Origin of the sequence: Actinophytocola sp. NPDC049390 (assembly GCF_044466355.1) — a bacterium.
In the GTDB taxonomy this organism is placed as follows: Bacteria; Actinomycetota; Actinomycetes; order Mycobacteriales; family Pseudonocardiaceae; genus Actinophytocola.
Genome location: NZ_JBITMQ010000020.1, coordinates 27,884 through 54,080 on the forward strand (window position 1 = coordinate 27,884; position 26,197 = coordinate 54,080).

A 26,197-nucleotide genomic window follows, 5' to 3' on the forward strand; every position below is an offset into this window, starting at 1 on the left:
GGCGTATCCGGGGGGGGCGTTTTTTGGGGGGGGGGCTGCCCGCCCCCGGGGCGCCCCGGGGTTCGCCCCCCCCGGGGGGGGGGGGGGGCCGGGGGGGGGGGGGGCGCCCCCCCCCCCCCCCGCGGACGGCGGTCATCTCCTGAGCATATGGCCGACGCGCTTGCGGGCGGCGCGGGTCACGTTGTTCGCCAGCAGGAGCCCTGGCCCGGCCACGCGGCTGACCGCGGTCGTCACCGCGAACTCGTAGGTCGGGGTGCCGTTGAAGACCTTGCCGGTCGGCGTGTACCCGAACGGGCGCAGCACGCCCGCGATGCCGCGCAGCAGCTCGCGGTCGAACGCCTCGACGTAGACCGTCGGCCGGTCGGTGGCGAGGATCCGTTTCGCGCCGAGGAGCACGCGCTCCTCCATGCCCTCGACATCGATCTTGATGACGGCGACCGGGTCGGTGACCAGGTCGTCCAACGTGGTGACCGGGAACGTCTCGTCCCTGGCCGCCTGCTCGCCGACCGGGTCGAACCCGATCTGGTGCTCGGCGGAGAGGTGGTTGGTCGCCGTGCCCGGCTCGTCGGCGAGACCGACACGGTGCACGGTCACCCGTTCGCCGAGGTCGTTGGCCGCGACGATGTTCTCGATCTGGTCGGCGAACCGGGGCAGCGGCTCCACCGCGTGCACGTGGGTTGCCGGGCAGAACATCGCGAACCACGTCGTGTGCGTGCCGAGATGCGCACCGGCGTCAACGTAGACGCCACGGTTGTCACGACGGCGGATGTGTCTCAGGAACGGTTCTTCGTACCAGCCGTCGTGCTCGAAGGGCCGGTAGGTGTACGGGGTTTCTGTTGCGTCGACGACCTCGGGGACCTTTATCTCCTGGCCGTACCTTCGGACAGTGAGCATCGACGGACCGTAACACAACGATGCTTGATGCGTAACGGCTGGATAACTATCGGAGTGGGAACTCGACACCGCGCCCGGATTCCGGTCGTGGACCGAAGATCCTCCGCTCCGACCCGTCGATGCTGTGTCCACTGTGTACACGCGGGTAAGCTGGGGAACATCAGTTCTCCGTGTCGAGGGACTCGTGATCGACCTGGAGACGGCCGAGAGCCGCGCACTCGACGCGGCCGAGGACCTGTTCTACCGCCGCGGCGTGCACGCGGTCGCCGAGGAGGCACGCACGCACAAAGAGGGTTTCCGCCGGATCCTGCGTGAGCTGTCGGCGGCCGCGGGCCACGGCGACGACGTCGCGGAGCAGTCGCTGCTGCTGGCGGAGGGCGCGATCGTGACCGCGGCGATCACCGGCAACGCCGACACGGCACACCAGGCACGCGCCGCCGCGGCGAAGCTGCTCAACTAGTGTTCCGATCATGGAGTACAGGCGACTCGGCCGGTCCGGACTTGACGTGTCCACAGTGGTCCTCGGGTGCATGAGCTTCGGTGCCCCCCACCGCGGCACCCACGAGTGGACCCTCGATCTCGACGCGTCCCGGCCGTTCTTCCGCGCCGCGATCGAGGCGGGCATCACGACCTTCGACACGGCCAACGTCTATTCCGCCGGTTCCAGCGAGGAGATCACCGGCACGCTGCTGACCGAGTTCGCGAAGCGCGACGAGGTCGTCATCGCGACGAAGGTCAACGGCCGCATGGGTCCCGGCCCGAAGGGTGCGGGCCTGTCGCGCGGCGCGATCCTCACGCAGATCGACGAGAGCCTGCGACGCCTCGGCACCGACTACGTGGACCTGTACCAGATCCACCGCTTCGACCCGAACGTCCCGGTCGAGGAGACCATGGAGGCGCTCGACGACGTGGTGCGGTCGGGCAAGGCGCGCTACATCGGCGCGTCGTCGATGTGGACGTGGCAGTTCGCGCAGCTGCAGCACGCGGCGGATCGGGGCGGCTGGACCAGGTTCGTGTCCATGCAGGACCAGTACAACCTGGTGATGCGCGAGGAGGAGCGCGAGATGCTCCCGTACTGCGCGGACCAGGGCGTCGGCGTGCTGCCGTGGAGCCCGCTCGCCCGCGGCCGCCTGACCCGCGACTGGGACGCGACGACGACCCGTTCGGAGAACGACAACTTCGGCGGCACGTTGTACCGCCAGGCGGACGAGGCGGACCGGCGCGTGGCGGCGGCCGTCGCGAAGGTCGCGGAGGAACGCGGGGTGTCGCGCGCGCAGGTGGCGCTCGCGTGGCTGCTGCACCAGCCCGCGGTCACGGCGCCGATCGTCGGCGTGACGAAGCCGCACCACCTGGAGGACGCGGTGGCGGCGGTGGACCTGCGGCTGTCGGACGAGGAACTGGCCCGGCTGGAGGCGGACTACGTACCGCACCGCCCGGAGGGGTTCTGATGCACGTGGACTCGGTGATCGTGAACGTCTCGGGTGTCGGCGTCACGGCCGGTGCGGTCTCGGTACGGGGTCGTGCCGGCGCGGTGAGCCGTCAGCGGAAGCTGTCCACGTTGTCCGTCGCCCACCGCGCGAACGTCCTCGGCGCCCGGCCCGTCACCTCGGCCACCGTCGGGAACACCTGCGACTCGTCCAGCTTGCCGTCGGAGAAGAAGCTGAAGAACGCGTCCACGTACTCCTGCGGCATCTGCGCGCTCATCTCCGCCCGCGCCTCGTCGTCCGGCTGAGCCTCGTAGCGGACCGCACGACCCAGCGCGTCGCCCAGCAACCGGACACGGTCCGCGGGCCGCAGTGGCTCCGGGCCGGTCACCCGGTACTCGCGACCTTCGTGGCCCGGCTCGGTCAGCGCCACCGCGGCGACCGCGGCGATGTCCGCCGGGTCGACGGCCGCCACCGCCACGTCCGGCCACGGCGCGCGCACCACGCCCGCCCGCACCTGACCAGCCCACTGCAGCGCGTTCGACATGAACGTCCTCGGCCGCAGTATCGTCCACGCCAGGCCCGACTCCCGTAGCGCGTCCTCCGTGTCGATCATGTAGCGCGCCACCGCGTTCGAGCGGTCGCCGGTCTCCGCGGAGCCGCCGGACATCAGCACCACGTGCCGCACACCCGCGTCCCGCGCCTCGGTGAAGATCTCCGGCGGGTAGCCGCTGAGCATGAACACCGCCGACACCCCCGCCAGCGCCGGGCGCAGCGACGGCGGGTCGTTCAGGTCGCCCCGGAACTCTCCCGACCGGCTCAGCCCCCGCACCGGCGCACCCCTCGTGGCCAGTTCGCGGACCAGCGCCCCGCCCACATTGCCCGTCGCGCCCGCCACCAGGATCATGTCCACCCCTCAAGTTTGTTAGGGATCGTTCCCTAACGTAGGCTAGCACGATGCGACGATCGGCAGCCGAGACCCGGGAGCACGTTCTTTCGGTCGCCCACGAGCTGTTCTACTGGCACAGCATCAAGGGGACCGGCGTCGACACCGTCGCCGCCGAGGCGGGTGTCGCGCCCACCACCCTCTACCGGCTCTTCGCCTCCAAGGACGACCTCGTCGCCGCCTACGTCGAACGCGCGAGCGGGCACTACAAGCAGTGGTTCACCGACGCCACCGCCGACGGCACCCCCGACGACCGCGTCCGGTCGCTCTTCGACGCGCTCATCGAGCAGGTCCAACCCGAGCAGTGCCGCGGCTGCCCCTTCCTCATGGCGATCGCCGAGCTGCCCGACGCCTCCGCCAGGGCGCACGCCATCGCCGTCGAGACCAAGGCGTGGGTGCGCGCGCGAATGCACGAGCTGGCCGGCGACGTGCTCGCCGACCAGCTCGTGCTGATCATGGAAGGGGTCTACGCGTCGGTGCAGGCCCTCGGTGTCGACGGGCCCGCGCGCCAGGCACGCGCACTCGTCGAGAACCTCCTCACGGCAGCCCGTTGAGGAACGGCTCGTGGCTGTTCTGGAACTCCCACCCGTAGTAGCGGTCCCAGTTGATCGACCACGTCATCAGCCCGCGAATGGCCGGTGACGCGCCGCCGCGCAACGTGTAGCCACCACAACTCTGGTTGCGTGCCAGGCAGTTCAGCGCCGTGTGCACCGCGGCGGGTGCGGTGTACCCGTTGCCCGCGCTGACGGCGGCAGGGAGACCGAACGCGATCTGGTCCTCCCGGAGGCCCGGGAACGTGTGTCCCGTACGCGCGACCGGGAACCCGGCCTTGATCATGTCGGTCATCGCGATGTGGAAGTCCGCGCCACCCATGTTGTGGTACTGGTTGTCCAGCCCCATGACCGGGCCCGAGTTGTAGTCCTGCACGTGCAACACGGTGAGCGCGTCCCGCATCGCGTGGATCACCGGCAGGTACGAGCCCGTCCGGTTGTCACCGCCGCCCGCACCGCCGTAGAACTGGTAACCCACCTGCACGAAGAACGTCTCCGGTGCCATCGTCAGCACGAAATCGCTGCCGTAGCGGGCTTTCAGCGACTTCAGCGCGGCGATCAGGTTCACGATCACCGGCGTCGTCGGGTTCCGGAAGTCCGTGTCGCCGGCGTTGAGGTACAGCGAGTGGCCCTCGAAGTCGACGTCCAGACCGTCCAGTCCGTACCGGTCGATGATCGCCGACACCGACCGGACGAACGTGTCGCGCGCGGCGGTCGTCGTCAGCTGCACCTGGCCGTTCTGGCCGCCGATCGACAGGAGCACCTTCTTGCCCTGCGCCTGCTTGGCCCGGATCGCGGCGGTGAACTCCGCCTCCGTCTCGACGTTCGGGCACTCCGCCACCGGGCACAGCGCGAACCGGATGTCGCCGCTCGTCACCGACGTCGGCTCGCCGAACGCCAGGTTGATGACGTCCCACGCGGCGGGCACGTCCGCCATCCGCACGTACCCCGAGCCGTTGGCGAAGCTCGCGTGCAGGTAGCCGATCAGCGCGTGGCGCGGCAGGTCCGCCTGCTGGCAGCCGGTCGTCGTCGCCGACACCGGAGCGCTGCGGGCCGACTCCCCGACCGCGTTGTACGCGGCGACGGTGTAGGTGTGCGTCTCGCAGGCGGCGAGGCCGGAGATGGTCGCCGACGTGCCGGATGTCGTGGCACGCAAGGAGGTTCCCTCGTAGACGCGGTAGCCGGTCGCGCCGCTCACCGCGGGCCAGGACAGGGTGATCGACGACGCGGTCGCCGTGGCCGTGGGGTTCCCCGGCGTGGCTGGCGTGCCCGGGTCGCTGCCGCCCGGACCGTCGAGCACCACGTCGTCCGCGTAGTAGGTGCCCGCGCCGTACCAGCCGTGCAGGTACAGCTCGGCGGACGTCTGGTTCGCGCCGCTGGTGAACGTCAGCGACAGCTGCTGGTACGCCGTCGGCGCGGCCCAGGTGGACGGTCCGCCCGTCACGCCGAGGTAGACCGGGTTGCCGCGCACCCACGCCGACACCGAGTAGGTGGTGCTCGGCTTGACCGTCACCGTCTGTGTGCAGCGGCCGTAGTCCGTCGCGGAGAGCGCGTAGCTCCCCGAGTGGACCGGTGTGGTCACCACCGAGCCACCCGAGCACGACCAGCCCGACAGCGAGCCGGACTCGAAACCGGCGTTGGTCAACAGGTTCGCCGCACTCGCGGGCTGCGCGCCGACGACGATCAACAGGAGGGCGGCGGCCGCCGCCGTCAACCGCCTCATGGCAGCGTGTCCAGGTGCGGGGCGACGGTGCGCGCGAAGTTGTTGCCGTTGGCCACGTCCCAGTTGATCGACCACGTCATCGCGCCGCGGATCTCCGGGTACGTGCGCGGTGGCCGGAACGAGCCGCAGTTCGTGCCGCGGGCCAGGCAGTCGAGCGCGTTGGTCACCACCGACGGCGCGACGACGCCGCCACCGGCCGCGCCCGGCCCGGCGGGCAGGCCGACCGCCACCTGGTCGGGCCGCAACCCGTTCTCCAGCTGGATGCAGGCGAGCGCGGTGATGAAGTTGACGGTGCCCTGCGAGTAGGCCTGCGACTGGTCACAGCCCAGCATCGAGCCCGAGTTGTAGAACTGCGTGTGGACGACCGTGAGAATGTCCTTGATGGACAGTGCGAGCGCGAAGTACGAGCCGCCCGTGGACTGCATGTCGATCGTCTGCGGCGCCATCGTGATGATCAGGCTCGACCCGACCGCACTGCGCAGACTTCGCAGCGCCTGCGCCATGTACGTCGGGTTCAGCCCGTTCTCCAGGTCGATGTCGACGCCGTCGAAGCCGTACTCGGTCATGATCGACCGGACGCTGTTGGCGAAGTTCGTGGCCGACGCGGAGTCGCCGACGCTCACCCGGCCCGCCTCACCGCCGACCGACAGGATGACCTTCTTGCCGCGGGACTTCAGCGTCGCCACGTCGGCCTTGAACTGGTCGTTCGTGTAGCCGCCGAGGGCCGTCGACAGCCCGGGGTCGACGCCGAACGTGACCGCGCCCGGTGTACTCGTGGCCTCCGCGAAGGCGACCGCGACCAGGTCGTACTCGTTCGGCACGGCGGAGAGGCGCAGCTCGGTGGCCGGGTTGACGAAGTTGTGCCAGTAGCCGGTGAGGAAGTGGCGTGGCAGGTCAGCCGACTGACAACCGGTCGTGGTGCCGGTGACCGGCGCGCTGCGGGCGGACTCGCCGACGGAGTTGTACGCGGCGACCGTGTAGGTGCGCGAGGTGCAGGCGGGGATGCCGCTGAACGTGGCGGACGTGCCGGTGACCGTGGTACGCAGGGCTGTGCCGTCGTAGACGCGGTAGCCCGTGGCGCCGGAGACCGCGCTCCAGCCGAGCGTGATGGCCGAGGCGGTGGCGCCGGTGACCCGCACGTTGCCCGGCACCGCGGGCACGCCGGGTTGCGGGTCGGTACCACCGGTACAGCTCGCACCGTTGACGCGACAGTTCTGCGGCGTGCCGGACCCACTGGCGAGGAACCCGAACGTCACCGACGCGCCGGGCGCGAGCGTGCCGTTGTACTCGCGGTTGGTGAACGTGTGGTGGTTGCCGCTCGAGGTGAGCAGCGCGTCCCAGTAGCTGCCGAGGGTGGTTCCGGCGGGAAGGTCGAACTCCACACGCCAGCCCGAGATCGAGGCCGTACCGGCATTGGTGATCGTGTACTTGCCCTCCCAACCGGAACCCCAGTCGGAGGTCTTGGTGAAGGTCGCGGTCTCCCCGGCGGCGAGCGCGGGAGACGCGGCGGTGATGGTCCCGGCGAGCCCGAGCACAAGGGCGGCGAGAACCGTGGACAGGCGGCGTCGCATGACAACCTCCGAACACGCGGCGAGCAGGGGGTAACCGCGAAGTACTATTTGTCTAGACCAATACCCCCAAAGTTGTCCAGACCTATCACCCCAAGTAACCACCCCGCGAGTCGCGCGCAGGAACACATCGAGTTGGCAGTCTCGTGCAGATCGCAACCGGACACGACCTGCACGAACCACACAACTCAGGGTGCACAAGCGCGCGACTCGCGAGGTTTCTACACCGCGAGTCGCGCGCGCGGACATACTGAGTTGGCGGGTTCGTGCCGACCTTGAACGCAGCGCGGGCAGCCCGACGTGCACGAAACGCCCAACTCAGGGTGTACGAGGGCGCGACTCGCGAGTTCTCACACCTCGCGAGTCGCGCGCCAGAACACCGCGAGTCGCGCGTAGGAACACATCGAGTTGGCAGTTTTGTGCAGATCTTGGTCGGGCGCGGTGTGCACGAAACGCACAACTCGGGGTGTGTGAGCGCGCGACTCGCGAGGTTTTGACATCGCGAGTCGCGCGCTCGGACGCACTGAGTTGTGCCGTTCTTGCCTGGGGTGGGGTGGCGGGATGTGCACGAAACGTCTGACTCGGGGTGTACGAGGGCGCGACTCGCTATGTGTGGGGGCGCGACTCGCGGGGGTTGGTGGCGTTGATGTGGGTGGCGATGGGGGCTGGGAGGGGGTACTTCGCTTCTTGTGGGAGTTGGGTGCGGGCGGTGGTTTCGTTGCCGGCGCGGAGGTGGGTGTGGATTTCCTGGGCCAGTGGGGTGACGTCGGTCAGTGAGACCAGCCATTCGTCCACGTACTGGTGCACCGCGCTGCCGGACAGGCCTACCTGTATTGAGCGGTACGGCAGTGCGCCCAGGTGGAGTGAGCGCTCGGGGTCCCACTGCACGCGGACGGGGCTCGCCTTCAGCTGCCGGGACCACTCCTCGCGCGAGGTGTGGCGGTCGGGGTCGTGGTGGGAGAGGCACGCCTGCGCGAGGGCCTGTTCGAAGCCCGCGCGGGTGATCTCCACGGCCAGGACGGTCTCCTGGCCCGGCTTGGTCGCCCAGCCGCAGCGGTACATCATCCACAGGAACGACGGCTTGATCCACGTCATCCGCTCGCGCTTGAACGGCGGCACGAACCGTCCGGCGGCCAGCGACGGCCGCGCGATCTCGGGTGGGTACGCCTGGTAGACGGTGATCGTGTCCGGCGTGTACGAAGCTCTGATCTGACGCATTTGCGCCCACAATGACACACATGGACCCCGTGCACGACCGAGATATGGCCGCCGACGTGCTGGCCGACGTCGCCGAGGCGGCGCCCGGCTACCTGTCCGCCCTCGACACCCGCCCGGTCCGCGACGCCACGAGCCACGCGCTGCTCGACGGGCTCGACGGGCCGCTGCCCGAGGACGGCCACGGCTCCGCCGACGCGGTCGCCGAGCTGCTGCGCATCGGCACGGCCGCGGCCACCCACTCGTCGGGCCCGCGGTTCTTCCACTTCGTCGTCGGCGGCTCGACCCCGGCGGCGATGGCGGGCGACTGGGTGACCTCGCTGCTGGACCAGCTCAGTGGCATGTGGACCGCGTCCGCGTTCGCCACCACCGCGGAGGCCGTCGCGCTGCGCTGGCTGAAGGACCTCTTCGGGCTGCCACCGCAGTGGGGCGGCGTGCTGACGCCGAGCGCCACGTTCGCCAACCTCACCGGACTGGCCTGCGCCCGCCAGTGGTGGGGCGAGCGGCACGGAATCGACGTGGCCGCTGACGGCATCGCCGGACTGCCGCGGATGCCCGTCATCGCGAGCGGCTACGTGCACCCGAGCGTCCGGAAAGCGTTGCAGATACTGGGTTTCGGCCGTGACACCGGCCAAATCCTCGCCCGCGACGAGGCGGGCCGGGCGGACCTGGACGGCATGCGCCGTGCCCTGGAGGAAACCGGCCCGGCCGTGCTCGTGGCCTGTGCGGGCGAGGTCAACGCGGGCGACTTCGACCCGGTCGACGCCATGGCCGACCTCGCGGCGGAGCACGGCGCATGGCTGCACGTCGACGGCGCGTTCGGCCTGTTCGCCGCGCTCTCCCCGCGCACGGCGCACCTCGTCGACGGCGTGACCCGCGCCGACTCGGTGGCCGCGGACGGGCACAAGTGGCTGAACGTCCCGTACGAGAGCGGTTTCGCGTTCGTGCGGGAGCCGCGGTGGCTCGGCACGACCTTCGGTTCGTGGCACGCGCCGTACCTGGCCCCGGCGGACGAGACGGCGGTGGACTACAACTGCCTGGGCCCGGAGTCGTCGCGCCGCGCCCGTGCGCTGCCGATCTGGGCGTCGTTGCGCGCGTACGGACGGAACGGCCACCGCGCGATGGTGGAGCGCCACCTCGACCTGGCGGAGCGGCTGGAGTTCCTCGTCGACCAGTCCCCCGACCTCGAACTGCTCGCACCCGCACAGCTGTGCGTGGTCTGTTTCCGTTACACCGCACCGGATCGCGACCTCGACGCACTCAACGCCGCGCTGGGCAGGGCGATCCTCGACGACGGCCGCGTGTACGTCGGCACGACCGTCTACAAGGGAATGACCGCGCTGCGCCCGGCGATCGTCAACTGGCGCACGACGGAGGAGGACATCGACCTGCTCGTCACCGTGGTCCGCGAACTCGGCGCCCGGCTCTGACCCTCACCAGGGCAGCGTCCCGTTCTCGTCCTGGAGGGTGCCGGTCGGGCCGTCCGCGTCGAGCGTCGCCAGGCGCACGACGACCCGGGCGCTCTCTTCCGGCGACCTCCCGATGCCGAAGGACGCGGTCATGTCGGTGGCCGTGGTGCCGGGTTCGAGTGCGTTGAACCTGATGTCCGGGTGCGCCTTGGCGTACTGCACGGTCAGCATGGTGGCCGCCGCCTTGGACGCGGCGTAGAGCGCGATCGGCAGGTGGTACTCCGGCCGGTCGGGGTTGTTCACCGCCCAGAACGACCCGGCGCTGCTCGACACGGTGACCACGGTGGGGTTCGCGGACCTGCGCAGCAGGGGCAGGGCCGCCTCCGTGACGCGCACGATGCCCACCGCGTTGGTGTCGAAGACCCGCAGCGCTGTGGGACCGTCTGGCACTCCGGTCTCGAGGACGCCCGCGTTGTGCACCAGGACGTCGAGCGTGCCCTCGGCCGCGTCGATCGTCGCCAGCGCGCTGCGCACCGACGCGTCGTCGGTCACGTCGAGCCGCACGAACCGGGCGCCGAGCGCCGCCGCGGCCTTCTCGCCGCGCTCGACGTCCCGCGCGCCGACATAGACGACGTGCCCCAGCGCCAGGAGTTGTCTGGCGGTCTCGAAACCGATGCCTTTGTTGGCGCCGGTGACCAGTGCGACGGTCATGGGTCTCCCCTCGAAATATGTTGCTCGCGTGGACTGTTGGCGACGGTATGCGCGGTGACTCGCCTCAGACAGAGCCCTCTCCAGCCCGGGGTGTGACAGGACCCCCGCTGGCGTCATGAACGCCCTCGGCGCGTTCCTGCGTGCGCGGCGCGAGCTGGTGACGCCCGCGCAGGCGGGCATCCTCGACGTCGGCGTGCGGCGGGTGCCCGGGTTGCGGCGCGAGGAGGTCGCCATGCTCGCGGGCATCAGCGCCGACTACTACCTGCGGCTGGAGCGGGGCCGCGACCGCAACCCGTCCACGCAGGTCCTCGCGTCGATCGCACGCGTGCTCCACCTCGACGACGACCACGTCGCGCACCTGCGGACGCTCGTCGCGGAGGCACCCCGGCAGCGCCGTCCCCGCGCGGAGACACCACCGCCCGGCGCGCTCAAGCTCCTGGACTCGCTCGTCCAGCCCGCCTTCATCGAAGGGCGGTACTTCGACATCGTCGCGTCGAACAGTCTTGCGAGAGCGCTCTCCCCCGGCCTCGCCGCCGGCGGCAACCAGCTGAGGGACATGTTCCTGGACCCGGCCGAGCAGGCCCTGCACCCGGACTGGCAGGACATGACGGAATGCCTGGTCGCGAACCTGCGGCAGGCCGCGGGCGGCGACGTCGACGACCCGCGCTTCGTCGAGCTGACGAGCGAGCTGTCGCAGGCGAGTCCCCGTTTCCGCGAACTCTGGGCCCGCCACGAGGTGCGTGGGCAGCGCGGCGGACCGGTGCGGCTCAACCACCCGCAGGTCGGGGCACTGACCCTCAACCGGGAACGGCTGGGCATCAGCGGCGCCGACGATCTGATGCTCGTCGTGTACCACCCGGAGGCCGGGTCCAGCGACGCGGACAAACTGGCGCTCCTGGCTTCCGCCGACCTGCCCACTGCCGATTCTGACCACTAAGTCGAGTGGCGGACGCGCGAAGGCTAAGCGCGGATCCGGCGGGACACCGCCACTGCGAGGTCGGACACCAGGCGGCGCAGGCGGTCCGCGGTGGCCTCGCACGCCACCGGTCCGCGGGTGCGCAGCGTCAGCCCCGCGAGCTGACGACCGTCGCCGGCCACGATCGGGGCGCTGAACTGGTCGCCGCCGAAGCGTTGCCAGCGGGCGTTCAGGTGGTAGCGGTCCTCGTCGTGGCACACGATGTGCAGGTCCGACAGCGTGGTGAGCAGCCGGTGCACGGTCGTCTTGGGCTGGCCGCTGATCTCGACGAGCCGCGCGAGCCGTAGGCCGTCGGGGGCGCCGGACAGCAGTTCGAGCAGGTGGAAGGCGTTGCGGACCGCCTGGTTGGACGTCGCAGTAGTCATGTGCCGCACCCCGTTCCGTTCCAGGTTGAAAACGTAGTATTGCAGGATCGTGGGACAATTTTCTACCCTCGGTGTGACCTGGATCCCTGCCGAACGGATGTGGACCATGACCGCACACCCGGGTGTCGACAAGCGGGCACTACGCCGGGCCTACACCGCGAGCCTGTCCGGAACCGCGCTGGAGTACTACGACTTCGCCGCCTACTCGGTCGCCGCCGCGACCCTGTTCGGCGACCTGTTCTTCCCCTCCGGCGACGACCTCGCCGGCACCATGGCCGCGTTCTCCACCTACGCCATCGGCTACCTCGCCCGCCCGCTCGGCGGCATCGTCTTCGGCCGGCTCGGCGACGTCATCGGCCGCAAGAAGGTCCTCGTCCACACGCTGCTCCTGGCCGGCGTCGCCACGTTCCTCATCGGTCTGCTGCCCACGTACGCGTCGATCGGCGGCGCCGCCGCGATCCTGCTCGTCGTGCTCCGGTTCGCGCAGGGTGTCGCGGTCGGCGGCGAGTGGGGCGGCGCGGTCCTGCTGTCCAGCGAGTACGGCGACCCGAAACGGCGTGGCCTCTGGGCGTCGGCCGCGCAGATCGGTCCACCCGCGGGCACCCTGCTCGCCAACGGCGTGATCGCGCTGCTCGGGTGGGTGCTCTCCGAGGCCGCGTACGAGTCGTGGGGCTGGCGCGTCGCGTTCCTGCTGTCCGCGGTGCTCGTCGCGTTCGGCCTATGGATCCGGCTTCGGCTGGAGGAGACGCCGGTGTTCAAGGTGATCGCCGAGCGGGAGGAACGGCCGAAGGCCCCGGTGTCGGAGGTCGTGAAGAACGAGCGGCGTGCGCTGGTCGCCGGGATCCTGGTGCGGGTGGCCCCGGACGTCACGTACTCGCTGTTCACCGTGTTCGTGCTGACCTACATGGTCAACGAGCTGGGCATGTCGAAGGCGCAGGGCTCCGCCGCGGTCATGATCGGCTCAGCTGTCCAGCTGGGACTGATGCCCGCGTTCGGCGCACTGTCCGACCGCATGAACCGGCGGAAGCTGTACCTGTACGGCACGATCGCGGCGGGTGTCTGGCCGTTCGTGTTCTTCCCGATGGTCGAGGGCGGCTCGTTCCTGCTGCTCGCGTTCGGCATCGTGGTCGCGCTGGTCATCCACGCCGCGCTGTACGGACCGCAGGCCGCGCTGATCACCGAGCAGTTCTCGCCGCGCCTGCGGTACACGGGCAGCTCGCTCGCCTACACCCTCGCGGGGGTCATCGGCGGCGCACCGGCCCCGCTGATCCTCGCCGCCCTGCTGAACTGGCTGGGCTCGTGGTGGATCCTGGGGGTGTACCTCCTGCTCGCGGCCGCGCTGACCGTGGTTGGCTTGTGGCTGTCCCGCGACCCGGCCGACGACGAGGACGTCGCGGCGCCCGTGCCCGAGGAGAAAGTGCTGTCGTGACCGTCATCGACCTGAACGTCGACATCGCCGAGGGTTTCGGCGCGTGGCGGATCGCCGACGACGACGCGCTGCTGGCCGTGGTGTCCAGCGCGAACGTCGCGTGCGGTTTCCACGCCGGGGACCCCGGCACGATCCGGCGCGCGTGCGTCACCGCGGTGGCGCACAGCGTGTCGATCGGCGCCCAGGTCGGTTACCGGGACCTGGCGGGGTTCGGCAGGCGGTTCATGGACGTGCCGCCCGCCGAGCTGGTCGACGACCTGCTGTACCAGATGGCCGCGCTGCAGGGCATGGCCGCGGTCGCGGGTGGACGGTTGGCGTACGTGAAGCCGCACGGCGCGCTGTACAACGCGATCGCCACACACGAGGAGCAGGCGGCGGCCGTGGTCGAGGCGGTGACGACGTTCGACGCGTCGCTCGCCGTGCTCGGCATGCCGGGCTCGCGGTGGCTCGCGCTCGCGGCGGAGGCCGGGCTCGAAACGGTCGCGGAGGCGTTCGCGGACCGCGCGTACACCCCGGACGGCCGGCTGGTGTCCCGGCGCGAACCCGGTGCGGTGCTGCACGATCCGGCGGTGGTGGCCGAGCGGGCGGTGCGGTTCGCGACCGAGGCCACGGTGGTGGCGATCGACGGTTCCGTGCTGGCGATGCCCGCGCGGTCGATCTGTGTCCACAGTGACACGCCGGGCGCGGTCGAGCTGGTGACCGCCGTGCGTGCCGCGATGTCCGAGACCGGGGTGCGGGTGGAGAGCTTTCGGTGAACCTACGCCGGTGCGGTGAGTCGGCGCTGCTGATCGAGACGGACGAGGTGCTCGGCTGGTACACCGCGCTCACCGACCGGCCCCTGCCGGGGGTGGTGGACCTGGTACCGGCGGCGCGGACGCTGCTGGTGCGCTACGAGTCCGATGTGGACTTCGAGCTGATGGTGTCGCGGCTGTCGGACGTCACCCCCGCGTCGGCGGCGGTGGCGGCGGGCGAACCGGTGACGATCCCGGTGCGCTACGACGGCGAGGACCTGGCCGACGTGGCGGCCACGACCGGGCTGTCCGAGGACGAGGTCGTCACCATCCACAGTGGAGCCGACTACACGGTGGCGTTCACGGGTTTCGCACCCGGGTTCGGCTACCTGACCGGTCTCGACGACCGGTTGCGCCTGCCGAGGCGGGAGTCGCCGCGCACACGCGTGCCCGCGGGGGCGGTGGCGGTCGCGGGTGAGTACACGGGGGTGTACCCGCGGCCGTCACCGGGCGGCTGGCACCTGCTCGGCCACACGACCGCACCGCTGTGGGCCCCGTCGCGGACGCCGCCCGCGTTGCTGCGCCCGGGGACGCGGGTGCGGTTCGAGGCGGTGTCGTCCCTGCCGCCACCTGCCGATGATCCACCACCCGCTTCCGTTGCGGCTGACGGGATCGAGGTGCTCCACTGTGGACCGTTGGGCACCGTGCAGGACACGGGCCGGACCGGGTACGCCTCGCTGGGCGTCGGCACGTCGGGCGCGGCGGACGCGGCGTCGGCGGCGCTGGCGAACCGGCTCGTGGGCAACGTCCCGGAGGCGGCGGTGCTGGAGCTGTCGTTCGGCGCGACGTTGGCGTTCCGGCGGCCCGCGCGGGTGACGGTAACGGGCGCGCTGTGCGAGGTGTCGTGCGACGGCCGCGGCGAGGGCATGAACGCGCCGTTCTACGTCCATGCCGGTCAGCGGCTCGTCGTCGGCCCGGCGGCGGTGGGACTGCGGACGTACGTGGCGGTGCGGGGCGGCTTCGCGGTCGAACCGACGCTGGGGTCGCGGTCGACGGACGTGCTGTCCGGCCTGGGCCCGCCACCGCTGGACACGGGAACGGTGCTCCCGGTCGGTGACGCGTACGGCGGGCCGCCGCCCGCGGTGGACGTGGCCCCGGTCCCGGCGCCGTCGGCCGACGAGCTGGTGGTCCGGCTCGTGCCGGGCCCGCGTGACGACTGGTTCACGTCCGACGCGCTGACCACGCTGTGCACGGCGCCGTACACGGTGACGGCGGACAGCAACCGGGTCGGCGTGCGCCTGGACGGCCCGGCGCTGGCGCGGTCGCGGGACGGTGAGCTGCCGAGCGAGGGCATGGTGACCGGGTCGGTCCAGGTTCCCTCGGGTGGCAAACCGATCGTGTTCCTGGCCGATCACCCGGTGACGGGCGGTTACCCCGTGATCGGGGTCGTGCTCGCGGCGGACCTGCCGGTGCTGGCGCAGGCGCGCCCGGGTCAGGTGGTGCGGTTCAGGCGCTGCGGTACGCCTCGACGATCTGGTGCTCGGAGTCCTCGAGGTACTTGAGGAGCAGCCGTTCCGCACGGGCCCCGTCCCCGGCCTCGATGGCCGCGAGGATCTCCTTGTTGCGTTCGAGGTACGGCTCGTGGAAGCGGCGCGGGTCGGACATGGCGTGGAAGACGAGCCGGAGCTCGGCGAGGGTGTTGCGCATCAGCTCGTCGACGCGGGGACTGTCGGCGAGCGCGGCGACGGCCTGGTGGAACAGCATGTTGGCGGTGCCGAGAGCGCGCCAGTCCTGTTCCTTCATGGCGGCGTCCCCCGCCCGCACGGCCGCGACCATGTCGTCCACCTGCGGTGGCCGCCCCCGCAGCCCCCGCACGGCGGTGCACTCGACCAGCTTCCGGACCCGGTACACGTCGGTCACGTCGGCGACGGACAGCTTGCGGACGAAGACCCCGCGGTTCAGCTCGTGAGCGAGGAGCCGTTCGTGGGTGAGCAGGCGGAACGCCTCCCGCAGCGAGTTGCGGGACACCTTGAAGGACTTGACGATCGCATCCTCGACGAGCCGCTCGCCGGGCTGGTAGACGCCCTTGATGATCCGCTCACGCAGAGCGGCGGCGAGCAGCTCCACGGTGCTGGGCCGATCGATCAACCGACGATCGGTGTCCAGCTCGACATCCACGACACGCTCCCGAAGTCCCTGACCAGCACTGTCCGCGAGTGTATCCGATCGCCCTACAATCCCCCGGCCCCGACCGCGAACCGGGGCGCACCAACGCCGCGCCGAGCACGCTGCGTACCCGGTCGACCCCACGCGCCCCAGCCCCGGCCATCCGGAATTTTCTTTCCGGTCACCTTCAGGTCTGGTAAATCTTCGACCTCGGCGGCACACTCGGTCCGTGTCGAGAAGACTCCTCTCCCTTGCCGCCGCCGCGGTTTCGGTGGTGGCGCTCGCGGTACCCGCCACCGCCGACTCCGCCACCAGCGACGCCGCCGCCCATCCCGGCGACGACTTCCTCACCTCCGCGCGCCAGGCGCGCGCCGTCCCCGCCGAACGGATCGAGACCGCCTCCCGGACCCGCCCCGTCGCCCCCGGGGTCACCCTCCGTTCGTTCGACCGCTACGGCCCCGACGCCTACACCGGCACCCCGACCTGGCTGCAGGGCGACAGCCTCACCGTCGACCTCACCAAGGGCACAGGCGTCGACTACCTCTTCCCCGGGCAGGTCGCCAAGGGCGCGCCGCTCTCCACCATCGCCAACGAGTCCGGCGCGGTCGCCGCCGTCAACGGGGACTTCTTCGACATCAACAACTCCAACGCGGCGCTGGGTGTCGGCATCAAGGACGGCGAGCTGATCCAGTCGCCGGACTCGTCGCCCACCTGGCGGCGGTCGTCGGCGATCTTCACCGAGGACGGCATCGGCGACATCGGTGAGGTCTTCTTCCAGGGCACCATCACCACGCCCGACGGGAACCTGAACCTCGACGGCGTCAACAAGCCGACCCTGCAGGCGAACGGCATCGAGGCCTTCACCCCGATCTGGGGCACCTACTGCCGCTGCCGCGCCACCCAGGGCGCCACCGCGGTCGCCGAGGTCGAGGTCAGGGACAACACCGTCGTCGCCGTCCGGGACGCCGCGGGCGAGGGCGCGATCCCCGCCGACGCGATGATCCTCGTCGGCCGTGACGCCGGGGCCGCCGCGCTGAAGGCGCTGGAGCCCGGCGACCGGGTCACCATCGACTACCAGGCCCGCACCGCCGACGACCAGAAGATCCACGCCGCCATCAACGGCCGTCAGCTGCTCGTCGTCGACGGGGTCGCGCAGAAGGCCAGCCAGGGCAACAACACCCCGGCCGCGCCGCGCACCGCGCTCGGCTTCTCCAAGGACGGCAGGAAGATGTTCCTCCTGTCCGCCGACGGCCGCCAGGCCGCCTTCTCCGAGGGGCTGGGGCTCGACGAGCTGGCGAACATGATGGTCGAGTTGGGCGCGTGGAGCGCGGTCAACCTCGACGGCGGCGGCTCCACCACGATCGTCGCCCGTGAGCCCGGCAGCGACACCGCCCAGCTGGAGAACCGGCCGTCCGACGGCGCGGAACGCAACGTGCCCAACGGGCTCGGCCTGTTCGCTCCGAAGGGTTCCGGCCGCCTCACGGCGTTCTGGGTCGAGACCGCGCTCGACCCGACCCGCGCGTCCGGCGCCAGCACCGTCGCACCGAGCCACCCCGAGCGGGTCCTGTCCGGCCTCACCCGCACGCTGACCGCCGCGGGCTACGACGAGACCTACGGCCCCGCCGAGGGCGACCCGCGCTGGCGCACCGACAACGGTTCCGTCCGGGACGGCGTGTTCACCAGTCGCAAGCCGGGACCGGCACGAGTGGTCGCCCAGGACCGGGCCGCACGCGGCGAGACGACGCTCACGGTCATCGGGCCCGTCGCGCGCACCGCGCCGACCGAGGAGCAGATCGCGCTGTCGGACCCGGCCGAGACGGCCACGTTCGGCGTCCTCGGCTACGACGCCGACGGCACCAGCGCGCCCGTCGAGCCGAGGGACGTCACCCTCGACTACGACCGGAACCTGCTCGACATCGCGCCGAACGCGGACGGCCAGTACACCGTCAAGGCCAAGCAGCCCACCGGTTCCGGCCTCGTCACGATCGACGTGCGGGGCAAGAAGTCGGTCCTGCCGGTCACCGTCGGCCTCACCGAGGTGTCCGTCGCCGACTTCACCGACACCGCGGGCTGGCGGTTCTTCGGCGAGCGCGCCACCGGCGCCGTCGCACCCGCGCCCGGCCACGACGGCCAGGGCCTGCGCCTCACCTACGACTTCACCCAGAGCACCAGCACCCGCACCGGCGGCGCCGTGGCACCGTCCGGTCTGGTGATCCCCGGGCAGCCCAAGGCGCTGCGGCTGTGGGTGAACTCGACCGGCAAGGGCGAGTGGGCGAGCATGCAGGTGTGGGACGGCAACGGCACGCTGCTGCCCGCGTTCCGCGCGGGGTACCTCACCTTCAACGGCTGGCGGCAGATCGAGTTCCAGGTGCCCGCCGGCACGACGTACCCGTTGACGCTGCGGCGGTTCTACGCGGCCGAGACCAGCGCGGCCCGCGGCTACCAGGGTGACCTGGTGATCGACGGGCTGACCGCGCTCGTGCCGCCGACGCTGGACGTGCCGCCGCAGCCGGTCGTCGAGGACCCGCTGATCCACGAGACCGCGGGCGGTGACTGGCGGTTCGCCGTGATGTCCGACGCGCAGTTCGTGGCCCGCGACCCGGACAGCGACATCGTCCGCAACGCGCGCCGCACGCTGCGGGAGATCAGGGCCGCGCAGCCGGACTTCCTGATCATCAACGGTGACCTGGTCGACGAGGCGTCGGCGGCGGACTTCGCGCTGGCCAAGAGGATCCTCGACGAGGAACTCGGTGGCACGCTCCCCTACCGGTACGTGCCTGGCAACCACGAACGCGGCGGCGGCAGCCTCGACAACTTCCGCGCGGTGTTCGGCGACACGCAGCAGGTGTTCGACCACAAGGGCACGCGGTTCATCACCATGGACACGTCCGGCATCAACCTGCGCGTGTCCGACTGGACGCAGCTCGGCCGCCTGCGCACCGAGCTGGACAAGGCCGCGAAGGACCGCGGCGTGAAGTCGGTGGTGCTCGTCCAGCACGTGCCGCCGCGCGACCCGACCCCGGCCCGCGCGAGCGAGCTGTCCGACCGCAAGGAGGCCGCGACCATCGAGGCGTGGCTGTCGGGGTTCCAGGACCGGACCGGCAAGGGCACCGCGTTCATCGGCGCCCACGTCGGCACGTTCCACGCGAGCCGCGTCGACGGCGTGCCGTACTTCATCAACGGCAACTCCGGCAAGAACCCGTCGACGCTGCCGTCGGAAGGCGGGTTCACGGGCTGGTCGATGTGGGGTGTGGACGACCGGGGCGAGCCCGGTGAGTGGCTCGCCGCCGAGGTCCGCCCGCACGTCGACACGCTGTCGGTGGCGGCGCCGGGCACACTGCCGGTCGGCACGTCGGCGGTGGTGACCGCGAGCGTCGCGCAGGCGAACCGGACGGTCCCGGTCGCCTACCCCGTGTCCGCGCGGTGGTCCGCGTCGCCGAACGTCCACATCGGACGGGAGCGGGACGCGAAGCCGTACCACACGGCGAACTTCGACCCGGCGACCGGTGAGCTGACCGCGTTGCGACGGTCGACGATCACGATCGCGGTGACCGTCAACGGCGTCACGACGCGGCACACGCTGGAGCTGGCCACGGAGACCGCGGCGGCAGCGGGCGACCGCTGACGTCCGAACGCACCGGAGGACCCCTTCGGCACGCCGCGCGCGTGCCGAAGGGGTCCTTCGGTGTGCGGACGGGTCAGACCGACTGCAGGGGCAGCTCGAAGCGGCCGAACACCCACGTGCCGGGCGCGGTCGGGTTGTCGCCCGCCCAGAACTCCGTCCACAGCACGACGAACTCGCCGACCGTCAGGTACCCGTCGCCGTCGCCGTCGAGCAGTGCGAACACCTCGTCCGTGTCGGTCGGCCGCCCGGTCCACGTCTCGATCAGCTGCCGGTACTCGGCGGCGGAGATCCGCCCGTCGCCGTTCGCGTCGATCGCCTCGAACATCGCGGTCGCGGTGGCGGCGACCGGTGCGATGTCGGCGGCCAGGTCGTCGACGACGCCCAGCACCTCGTCGATGGTTATGCGGCCGTCGGTGTCCACGTCCATCGCCCCGAACACCACCGCGGTCTTGCGCCGCTGCAATTCACTGGCCATGGGAAAACCATGACCCTCCCGGGACACCGCGGACAATTCACCGAGCGAGTGACGACAGCACACTTTCCGTCTGCGTTTCGCGGCATTCGGGTGTTCGATCCCACCAGCCGGGGTGAACCGTGTCAACAGGTGAACTTCCTGGCAATTTCCCAGGTCGCGATCCCTACGAAAGTCGGTACAGCGATCATGAATGCGCTTTCTAGCGTTCTTGGCAGACCCCTGCTGAGAACGCTCACTGGCGAGGTGCTTTCATGATCAGGAAGACCTTCCTTTCCGTTGCCGTCGGTGCCGCGCTCGTCGTCGCGCCGCTGACCGCGACCCAGGCCACCGCCGCCCCCGTCACCGCACAGGACGTGAAGCCCGCCGCGGCGACCGTCTACTACGACGTGTCGGGCGCCCCGACGTACGCGTCACAGATCCGCGCGGGCGCGGCCAACTGGAACGCGTCCGTGTCCAACGTGAAGCTGGTCGAGAACTCCTCGGCCGCGACGCTGGACTTCTACGAGGGCAACGACCCGTCCGGCTCGTACGCGTACACCGACGGCCACGGCAACGGCTACATCTTCCTCGACTACACGCAGATGGGGCAGTACTACCAGGTCCGTGTGACCGCGCACGAGACCGGCCACGTGCTCGGCCTGCCCGACCACTACTCGGGGCCCTGCTCGGAGCTGATGTCCGGCGGCGGCCCCGGCACCTCGTGCACGAACGCCTACCCGAACGGCACCGAGGCCGCCCAGGTGGAGCGGCTGTGGGCGAACGGCAAGCGGGCCCGCGGTGAGATGCGCAAGATCGAGGAGAAGGTTCCGGCCGGCGCGTTCTGACCCAGCAGGCGCGTCGAACGGCTCCCCGGGGGCGGTGACCAGGTCACCGCCCCCGGTTCACGGAGGAGGACACTGGAGGCGTGACGACCTGGCGTGACACCACCTCCGAGCACGTGCAGTCCGACCTGGACCGCCTGCTCAACACGGTCCTGCCGTTCGCGGACGAGATGCTGCGGCGGCACGGCGAGTTCTACCCGTACGGCGCGGCCATCACCCGCGAGGGCGAGGAGCAGGTGTTCGCGGCCGACCCGGGCGAGGCCGAGAACCCGAACCCGTCCGAGGTGCTGACGAGCCTGGTCCAGGGCATGTCCGAGGAAGTGAACGACCTGCGCGCCGCGGCCCTGGTCAGCGACGTGACCAGCGGCAAGACCGACGCGATCATGGTCCACCTCGAGCACGCCGACAGCATGGCGATCACCGTGGTGCTCCCCTACCGCCTGGCGGAGCAGGACGACGAGGTCGAGTACGACGACATGGCCGCCACCCCGGCGGAGGCCCTCATCTGGCGCCGCTCGCTCTGTTAGCGATCTGTTAGCGGCCCACTGTTTGCTCCCTCCTGAGCCCCACAACGGGGACTCTCGACAGAGGGAGGAACCATGGCCAAGGTCAAGGTCAAGATCCGCAAGCTGGAGAAGATCGAGACGACCGGTGAGCGGGACAGCTTCGGCTGATCGGGGCTGACCGCGCCGGTCGTCCTGGCCGGCGCGGTTCCCCCGTCGTCACCACCAGCCGAGGGATCACCCATGCGCCGACCACGTGTGAAGAACGTCCACGCCCCCATCAGCCTGCCCGGCGGCCGGATCACGATCGGGTTGAAGCAGTACGGGGTGGCCGCGGAGATCGAGGACGACGACGCGGGCACCGTCGCGCGGCTGCTCACCCTGATGGACGGCACCCGCGAGGTCGACGACATCGTCGCGGACCTGGCCACGACGCACCCGGACATCGACCCGGACAGCGTGCGGGAGGCGGTCGACGACCTCGTCGACGCGGGGTACGTGGAGGACGCGGCCGCGCCGCTGCCCGCGAACCTCACCGAACGGGAAGCCGTCCGCTACACCTCGCCCCGGCACTTCTTCGCCTGGATCGACGACGTGCCGAGGGAGTCGCCGTACACGGTGCAGTCCCGGCTGAAGGCCGCCTCGGTCACGGTGCTCGGTCTCGGCGGCACCGGCAGCGCGGTCGCGTCCGGCCTGGTGGCGAGCGGGGTCGGGCGGGTGCACTGCGTCGACTTCGACGTCGTCGAGGAGCCGAACCTGGCCCGGCAGCTGCTGTACACCGAGCAGGACGTCGGCGCGCCGAAGGTGAAGCGGGCCGTCGACCGGCTGCGCGCGATGAACTCGCTGGTCGACGTCACCGGCGAGGATCTGCGGGTGGGCTCGGCCGACGACGTCGCCGCGCTGATGGACGGCCGGGACGCGTTCGTGCTGTGCGCGGACGAGCCACGGCCCGACATCACGTTGTGGGTCGACAAGGCGGCGCACCGCACAGGCACGCCGTGGTTCATGGCGCTCTACACCGGCCCGATGTCCGTCGTCGGCGGGTTCGTGCCGGGCGAGACCGGGTGCTGGGCGTGCCTGCGCCGTCAGCACGACGAGCAGGAGCACGTCCGGGACGGCCGCAAGCTGTTCCCCGAGACCAGGCAGAACGCGGTGGTCGCCGGCACGGCGAGCGTGAGCGGACACCTGTGCGCGCTGGAGGTCACCTACCACCTGGGCGGCCTGCCCACCCAGGTCAGGGGCCGGGTGCTGCACTGGAACTTCGCCCGCTGGGACCACCAGTACTTCATCGACGTGCCGCGCTACCCCGGCTGTCCGCGCTGCGGCACACCGTGATCGAGCGGGACACCGTCCTGCGGCTGCACGACCTGGCGTTCCGGGACGGCGACGACTCCGACGACGTGGTCCTGGGCCGGGCCGTGCTCGGCGAGTTCGTGGAGCTGCCGAGGGTTGGTGCGGACGCGGTCCGGTTGCTGGGCGACGGCCTGCCGGTCGCCGAGGTGGAGACGCGGATCGCGCGCGAGCAGGACGTCGAGCTGGACGTGGCGGAACTCGCGGAAGCGCTGGTGGACCTGGGGTTCGTGGCGGCCGTCGACGGCGAGGCGCTGCCGGACCCGGCCGACGAGCGGCCCGGCTCGCACCTGCCGTGGCTGCGGGCCGAGCACGTGCGGTGGCTGTTCGGCCGCACGGCCACCGTCGTGTGGTTCGCGGTGGTCGCCGCGGCGCTGGTCACGCTGTGGCGCGACCCGGGGCTGGTCCCGACTGCGAGCGACTTCTACTGGACGCCCTACGTCGGGCTCGCCGTGCTCGTCGGCACCGCCATGTTCTCGGCGAACCTGAGCATTCACGAGCTGATGCACCTGGCGGCGGCGCGGTCGTACGGGGCGCCGGCGCGCATCGGGTTCTCCACCCGGCTGCACTACCTGGTCGTCCAGACGGACGTGACCGCGGTGTGGGCGGTGGCACGGAAACACCGCTACCGGGTCTACCTGGCGGGACTGCGGTGGGACGGGTTCATGGTCTGCCTGTGCACGCTGCTGAGGGCGTACGCCGGGCTTCCCGCCCTCGCGAACGGGCTGCTCGGCGCGCTGGCGCTGGCGGTGCTGATGAGCATGATCGTCCAGCTCCAGGTGTACATCCGGAACGACCTCTACTACGTGCTCATGGAGTGGCTGCGCGCCAGGAACCTGTACCAGGACGGGCTCGCGTACGTGCGGTACCTGTGGCGCAGGCGCCGCGGCCCCGACCCGCTCGCCGACCTGCCGGCCCGGGAACGTCGCTGTGTCCGGCTCTACGCCGTGGCGATGGCGGTCGGCTGCACTGTCGCGTTGTCGTCGTTCGCGTTGTTCGGCCTGCCGATCCTGGTCCAGGGCATCGCGGGCGCGTTCGCCGGACTGGACGACGGGCCGGTCCGCGCACTGGACAGCGCGCTGGTGATCCTCGTCGAGGGTGGCCTGCAGGTGGTCTTCCTGGTCACGTTCTTCCGGGTGCACCGGCACTGGTTCCGGTGGCGGCGAACACCCCGGCCCGCGCGGCCGTGACCGCGGCCTCCGCCGCCCGGTCGGCGACGGTCTCGTCGAGGTCGCCCGTGCCGGTCAGGAGCCGGTAGTACAGCGGCGCCGACACGGCACGGACGACGTCCTCGGCGTCCGTGCCGTCGGGCACCTCGCCCCTGGCGATCGCCTGCGTGACGCACGGCGCCCACTCCGCGATGCGGGTCGCGTAGAACTCGCCCAGCGCGGTGGCCGTGGCGTCGTCGCAGGTCGCGGCGGCGATGACGGCCTTGAACAGCGGGCCCTGACGCGGGTCGGTCAGCGTGGTCAGCACGAGCCGGGCGTTGGCGCGCAGGTCGCCGAGCAGCGTGCCGGTCTCCGTGCGCGGCACCGACTCGACCGCCATCTGGCCGAGCAGGTCGGTCACCACGGCCGTGACCGTGCCCCAGCGCCGGTAGACGGTCGTCTTGCCGACGTCCGCGCGCCGCGCCAGGTCGGCGAGGTCGAGGTGCGCGAACCCCTGTTCGGCCAGCACGTCCCCGGCCGCCCGCAGCACCGCCGCACGTACCCGCGCAGTCCGCCCACCTGGTCGTTCCATGCCCTAATGGTACCGCAGTTCCGTTAGTGCTACCTTAAAGGAACTACGGTTCCCTTAAGGAGTGATCATGGAGTACAGGCGGCTGGGTGCGTCCGGCCTGAAGGTCCCCGCGCTGTCATTCGGCGCCGGCACGTTCGGCGGCCGAGGCGAGCTGTTCGGCAACTGGGGCACCACGGACGTCGCGGACGCGCGGCGGCTGGTGGACATCTGCCTCGACGCGGGCGTCACGCTGTTCGACACGGCCGACGTCTACTCCGACGGCGCGTCGGAGGAGGTGCTGGGCGCGGCGCTGAAAGGCAGGCGCGACCGGGCGTTGATCTCGACGAAGACGAGCCTGCCGATGCCGGGCGACGACGGTGGCTCGTCCCGTTCGCGGCTGCTGACGGCGGCCGACGCGGCACTGCGCAGGCTGGGCACCGACCACATCGACCTGTTCCAGCTGCACGCCTTCGACGCGGGCACCCCGGTCGAGGAGGTGCTGTCCACCCTGGACGACCTGGTGCGCGCCGGGAAGGTGCGGTACGTGGGGGTGTCGAACTTCTCCGGCTGGCAGCTGATGAAGTCGCTCGCCGCGGCCGACCGGCACGGGCTGCCCCGCTATGTCGCGCACCAGGTGTACTACTCGCTGGTGGGCCGTGACTACGAGTGGGAGCTGCTGCCGCTCGCGCTGGACCAGGGTGTCGGCGCGGTCGTGTGGAGCCCGCTGGGCTGGGGCAGGCTGACGGGCCGCGTCCGCCGTGGCACGCCACTACCGGCAGGGAGCCGCCTGCACCGCACCGCCGCGTTCGGTCCGCCGGTCGACGACGAGTACCTGTACCGGGTGGTGGACGCACTGGAGGAGGTGGCGGCGGAGACCGGTCGTGCCGTGCCGCAGGTCGCGCTGAACTGGTTGCTGCGCAGGCCTTCCGTGTCGACCGTGCTGGTCGGGGCACGAGACGAGACGCAGCTGCGGCAGAACCTTGGCGCGGTCGGCTGGGAGCTGACGCGCGAGCAGGTGGCCCGGCTGGACGAGGCGAGCGCGACGACGGCGCCGTACCCGTACTTCCCGTACCAGCGCCAGGAAGGCTTCGCCCGCCTCAACCCGAGTGTGGTCGCCCAGCCCTGACGGCTCAGGAACCGGCTCGGTCCGACTCGCTGCGGAGGACGCAGAACTCGTTGCCTTCGGGATCGGCGAGCACCGCCCACCCGGTGCCGTCGGGATTCCGGTGATCGGCGACGAAGGTGGCACCGAGCCCCAGCAGCCGCTCCACCTCCTGGTCACGCGTGGTCTCCGGCCGCAGACACAGGTGGAGCCGGTTCTTGACGGTCTTGGGCTCCGGCACCTGGTTGAAGTACAGGACCGGGCCCTCCGCGAGCATCACCACCGTCTCCCGGTCGCCCGGCTTGGCGTCCGGGTCCACCGGCCTGCCGGTCACCTCGCTCCAGAACCGCGCCAGCTCGTAGGCGTCCGCGCAGTCGATCGCCACGTTCTGCAAGATCGAAACCATGGGCGCGAGCCTCCCCGACTTCCACGCGGGACGCCACCGGGTCGCGGCCACACGCCGGCTGTCGGTGCACCCGACTACCCTGGCGTGC

General features: G+C 71.0%; 24 protein-coding genes and 2 pseudogenes. 15 read left to right on the forward strand and 11 right to left on the reverse strand.

All coding sequences use genetic code 11. The features are described 5' to 3' along the window. Positions 1-132 precede the first annotated feature (132 nt). A complete protein-coding gene (locus ACIBVP_RS40215; RefSeq protein WP_396111796.1) occupies positions 133-894 on the reverse strand; it encodes an FkbM family methyltransferase in 762 nt (253 codons plus the stop codon). A 184-nt stretch (positions 895-1,078) separates the two neighbouring features. Here ACIBVP_RS40215 and ACIBVP_RS40220 point away from each other — a divergent pair, with 184 nt between their 5' ends. Both ACIBVP_RS40220 and ACIBVP_RS40225 read left to right on the forward strand, forming a co-directional pair. Then, on the forward strand, positions 1,079-1,354 hold the full coding sequence (locus ACIBVP_RS40220; protein ID WP_396111797.1) for a hypothetical protein: 276 nt from the start codon (positions 1,079-1,081) through the stop codon (positions 1,352-1,354). Positions 1,355-1,364: 10 nt separating this feature from the next. Further along, positions 1,365-2,342 carry an aldo/keto reductase gene (locus ACIBVP_RS40225; protein ID WP_396111798.1) on the forward strand — a complete coding sequence of 326 codons (978 nt, stop codon included), beginning with the start codon at positions 1,365-1,367 and terminating at the stop codon, positions 2,340-2,342. A gap of 91 nt (positions 2,343-2,433) precedes the next feature. Here ACIBVP_RS40225 and ACIBVP_RS40230 read toward each other — a convergent pair whose 3' ends face one another. Next, complete coding sequence (locus ACIBVP_RS40230) at positions 2,434-3,225, reverse strand: NAD(P)H-binding protein (protein ID WP_396111908.1); 792 nt, start codon at positions 3,223-3,225, stop codon at positions 2,434-2,436. Positions 3,226-3,275: 50 nt separating this feature from the next. Here ACIBVP_RS40230 and ACIBVP_RS40235 point away from each other — a divergent pair, with 50 nt between their 5' ends. After that, positions 3,276-3,818 (forward strand): TetR/AcrR family transcriptional regulator, encoded by a 543-nt coding sequence (locus ACIBVP_RS40235; RefSeq protein WP_396111799.1) that lies wholly within the window; start codon positions 3,276-3,278, stop codon positions 3,816-3,818. On the opposite strand, the gene ACIBVP_RS40240 is transcribed toward ACIBVP_RS40235, so the two are convergent. From ACIBVP_RS40240 to ACIBVP_RS40250, 3 genes are all read right to left on the reverse strand, one after another. After that, positions 3,802-5,538 carry a chitinase gene (locus ACIBVP_RS40240; RefSeq protein WP_396111800.1) on the reverse strand — a complete coding sequence of 579 codons (1,737 nt, stop codon included), beginning with the start codon at positions 5,536-5,538 and terminating at the stop codon, positions 3,802-3,804. The two genes, ACIBVP_RS40235 and ACIBVP_RS40240, sit on opposite strands and share 17 nt — an antisense overlap. Next, a complete protein-coding gene (locus ACIBVP_RS40245) occupies positions 5,535-7,109 on the reverse strand; it encodes a chitinase (RefSeq protein WP_396111801.1) in 1,575 nt (524 codons plus the stop codon). The genes ACIBVP_RS40240 and ACIBVP_RS40245 overlap by 4 nt, the downstream gene beginning before the upstream one ends. Positions 7,110-7,712: 603 nt before the next feature. After that, entirely contained in the window at positions 7,713-8,324 is a 612-nt protein-coding gene (locus tag ACIBVP_RS40250) for a DUF4291 domain-containing protein (RefSeq protein WP_396111802.1), read from the reverse strand. Between the two features lie 20 nt (positions 8,325-8,344). Here ACIBVP_RS40250 and ACIBVP_RS40255 point away from each other — a divergent pair, with 20 nt between their 5' ends. After that, a complete protein-coding gene (locus ACIBVP_RS40255; RefSeq protein WP_396111803.1) occupies positions 8,345-9,751 on the forward strand; it encodes a pyridoxal phosphate-dependent decarboxylase family protein in 1,407 nt (468 codons plus the stop codon). A gap of 3 nt (positions 9,752-9,754) precedes the next feature. On the opposite strand, the gene ACIBVP_RS40260 is transcribed toward ACIBVP_RS40255, so the two are convergent. Next, positions 9,755-10,441, reverse strand: a complete 687-nt coding sequence (locus tag ACIBVP_RS40260; protein ID WP_396111804.1) for an SDR family NAD(P)-dependent oxidoreductase — start codon at positions 10,439-10,441, stop codon at positions 9,755-9,757. A 115-nt stretch (positions 10,442-10,556) separates the two neighbouring features. Between ACIBVP_RS40260 and ACIBVP_RS40265 the strand changes: the two genes are divergently transcribed. Beyond that, the gene (locus ACIBVP_RS40265) at positions 10,557-11,378 is read left to right on the forward strand and encodes a helix-turn-helix transcriptional regulator (RefSeq protein WP_396111805.1); all 822 of its coding nucleotides are present in this window, start codon (positions 10,557-10,559) and stop codon (positions 11,376-11,378) included. Positions 11,379-11,401: 23 nt separating this feature from the next. On the opposite strand, the gene ACIBVP_RS40270 is transcribed toward ACIBVP_RS40265, so the two are convergent. Further along, entirely contained in the window at positions 11,402-11,782 is a 381-nt protein-coding gene (locus ACIBVP_RS40270) for a helix-turn-helix domain-containing protein (protein ID WP_396111806.1), read from the reverse strand. A 106-nt stretch (positions 11,783-11,888) separates the two neighbouring features. Between ACIBVP_RS40270 and ACIBVP_RS40275 the strand changes: the two genes are divergently transcribed. From ACIBVP_RS40275 to ACIBVP_RS40290, 4 genes and pseudogenes are all read left to right on the forward strand, one after another. Further along, positions 11,889-13,211, forward strand: coding sequence for an MFS transporter (locus ACIBVP_RS40275; protein ID WP_396111807.1), 1,323 nt, complete (start codon positions 11,889-11,891; stop codon positions 13,209-13,211). After that, positions 13,208-13,966 (forward strand): LamB/YcsF family protein, encoded by a 759-nt coding sequence (locus tag ACIBVP_RS40280; RefSeq protein ID WP_396111808.1) that lies wholly within the window; start codon positions 13,208-13,210, stop codon positions 13,964-13,966. The genes ACIBVP_RS40275 and ACIBVP_RS40280 overlap by 4 nt, the downstream gene beginning before the upstream one ends. Beyond that, positions 13,963-14,559 (forward strand): annotated as a pseudogene (pxpB, locus tag ACIBVP_RS40285) (5-oxoprolinase subunit PxpB); the annotation flags it as partial. The gene ACIBVP_RS40280 and the pseudogene pxpB, both read left to right, overlap by 4 nt. A gap of 114 nt (positions 14,560-14,673) precedes the next feature. After that, a pseudogene (locus ACIBVP_RS40290) lies at positions 14,674-15,504 on the forward strand (biotin-dependent carboxyltransferase family protein); the annotation flags it as partial. On the opposite strand, the gene ACIBVP_RS40295 reads toward ACIBVP_RS40290, so the two are convergent. Then, a complete protein-coding gene (locus ACIBVP_RS40295; protein WP_396111809.1) occupies positions 15,449-16,120 on the reverse strand; it encodes a GntR family transcriptional regulator in 672 nt (223 codons plus the stop codon). The pseudogene ACIBVP_RS40290 and the gene ACIBVP_RS40295 overlap by 56 nt on opposite strands. A 217-nt stretch (positions 16,121-16,337) precedes the next feature. On the opposite strand from ACIBVP_RS40295, the gene ACIBVP_RS40300 reads away from it, so the two are divergent. Beyond that, positions 16,338-19,733, forward strand: coding sequence for a phosphodiester glycosidase family protein (locus tag ACIBVP_RS40300; protein WP_396111810.1), 3,396 nt, complete (start codon positions 16,338-16,340; stop codon positions 19,731-19,733). 73 nt (positions 19,734-19,806) lie between these two features. On the opposite strand, the gene ACIBVP_RS40305 is transcribed toward ACIBVP_RS40300, so the two are convergent. Beyond that, entirely contained in the window at positions 19,807-20,208 is a 402-nt protein-coding gene (locus tag ACIBVP_RS40305) for an EF-hand domain-containing protein (RefSeq protein ID WP_396111811.1), read from the reverse strand. A gap of 251 nt (positions 20,209-20,459) precedes the next feature. Between ACIBVP_RS40305 and ACIBVP_RS40310 the strand changes: the two genes are divergently transcribed. The 4 genes from ACIBVP_RS40310 to ACIBVP_RS40325 all read left to right on the forward strand — a co-directional run bounded on the left by ACIBVP_RS40310 (position 20,460) and on the right by ACIBVP_RS40325 (position 24,072). Next, positions 20,460-21,032, forward strand: coding sequence for a snapalysin family zinc-dependent metalloprotease (locus ACIBVP_RS40310; protein WP_396111812.1), 573 nt, complete (start codon positions 20,460-20,462; stop codon positions 21,030-21,032). A gap of 80 nt (positions 21,033-21,112) precedes the next feature. Beyond that, positions 21,113-21,556 carry a hypothetical protein gene (locus ACIBVP_RS40315; protein WP_396111813.1) on the forward strand — a complete coding sequence of 148 codons (444 nt, stop codon included), beginning with the start codon at positions 21,113-21,115 and terminating at the stop codon, positions 21,554-21,556. A gap of 219 nt (positions 21,557-21,775) precedes the next feature. After that, positions 21,776-22,867, forward strand: coding sequence for a TOMM precursor leader peptide-binding protein (locus ACIBVP_RS40320; protein WP_396111815.1), 1,092 nt, complete (start codon positions 21,776-21,778; stop codon positions 22,865-22,867). Continuing rightward, entirely contained in the window at positions 22,864-24,072 is a 1,209-nt protein-coding gene (locus ACIBVP_RS40325; protein ID WP_396111816.1) for a hypothetical protein, read from the forward strand. The genes ACIBVP_RS40320 and ACIBVP_RS40325 overlap by 4 nt, the downstream gene beginning before the upstream one ends. Here ACIBVP_RS40325 and ACIBVP_RS40330 read toward each other — a convergent pair. Then, a complete protein-coding gene (locus ACIBVP_RS40330) occupies positions 24,005-24,622 on the reverse strand; it encodes a TetR/AcrR family transcriptional regulator C-terminal ligand-binding domain-containing protein (protein WP_396111817.1) in 618 nt (205 codons plus the stop codon). The two genes, ACIBVP_RS40325 and ACIBVP_RS40330, sit on opposite strands and share 68 nt — an antisense overlap. Positions 24,623-24,689: 67 nt before the next feature. Here ACIBVP_RS40330 and ACIBVP_RS40335 point away from each other — a divergent pair, with 67 nt between their 5' ends. Beyond that, positions 24,690-25,727: an aldo/keto reductase gene (locus ACIBVP_RS40335; RefSeq protein WP_396111818.1), complete on the forward strand. Its 1,038-nt coding sequence runs from the start codon at positions 24,690-24,692 to the stop codon at positions 25,725-25,727. A 4-nt stretch (positions 25,728-25,731) separates the two neighbouring features. Here ACIBVP_RS40335 and ACIBVP_RS40340 read toward each other — a convergent pair whose 3' ends face one another. After that, positions 25,732-26,109, reverse strand: coding sequence for a VOC family protein (locus ACIBVP_RS40340; RefSeq protein ID WP_396111819.1), 378 nt, complete (start codon positions 26,107-26,109; stop codon positions 25,732-25,734). Positions 26,110-26,197 lie beyond the last annotated feature (88 nt).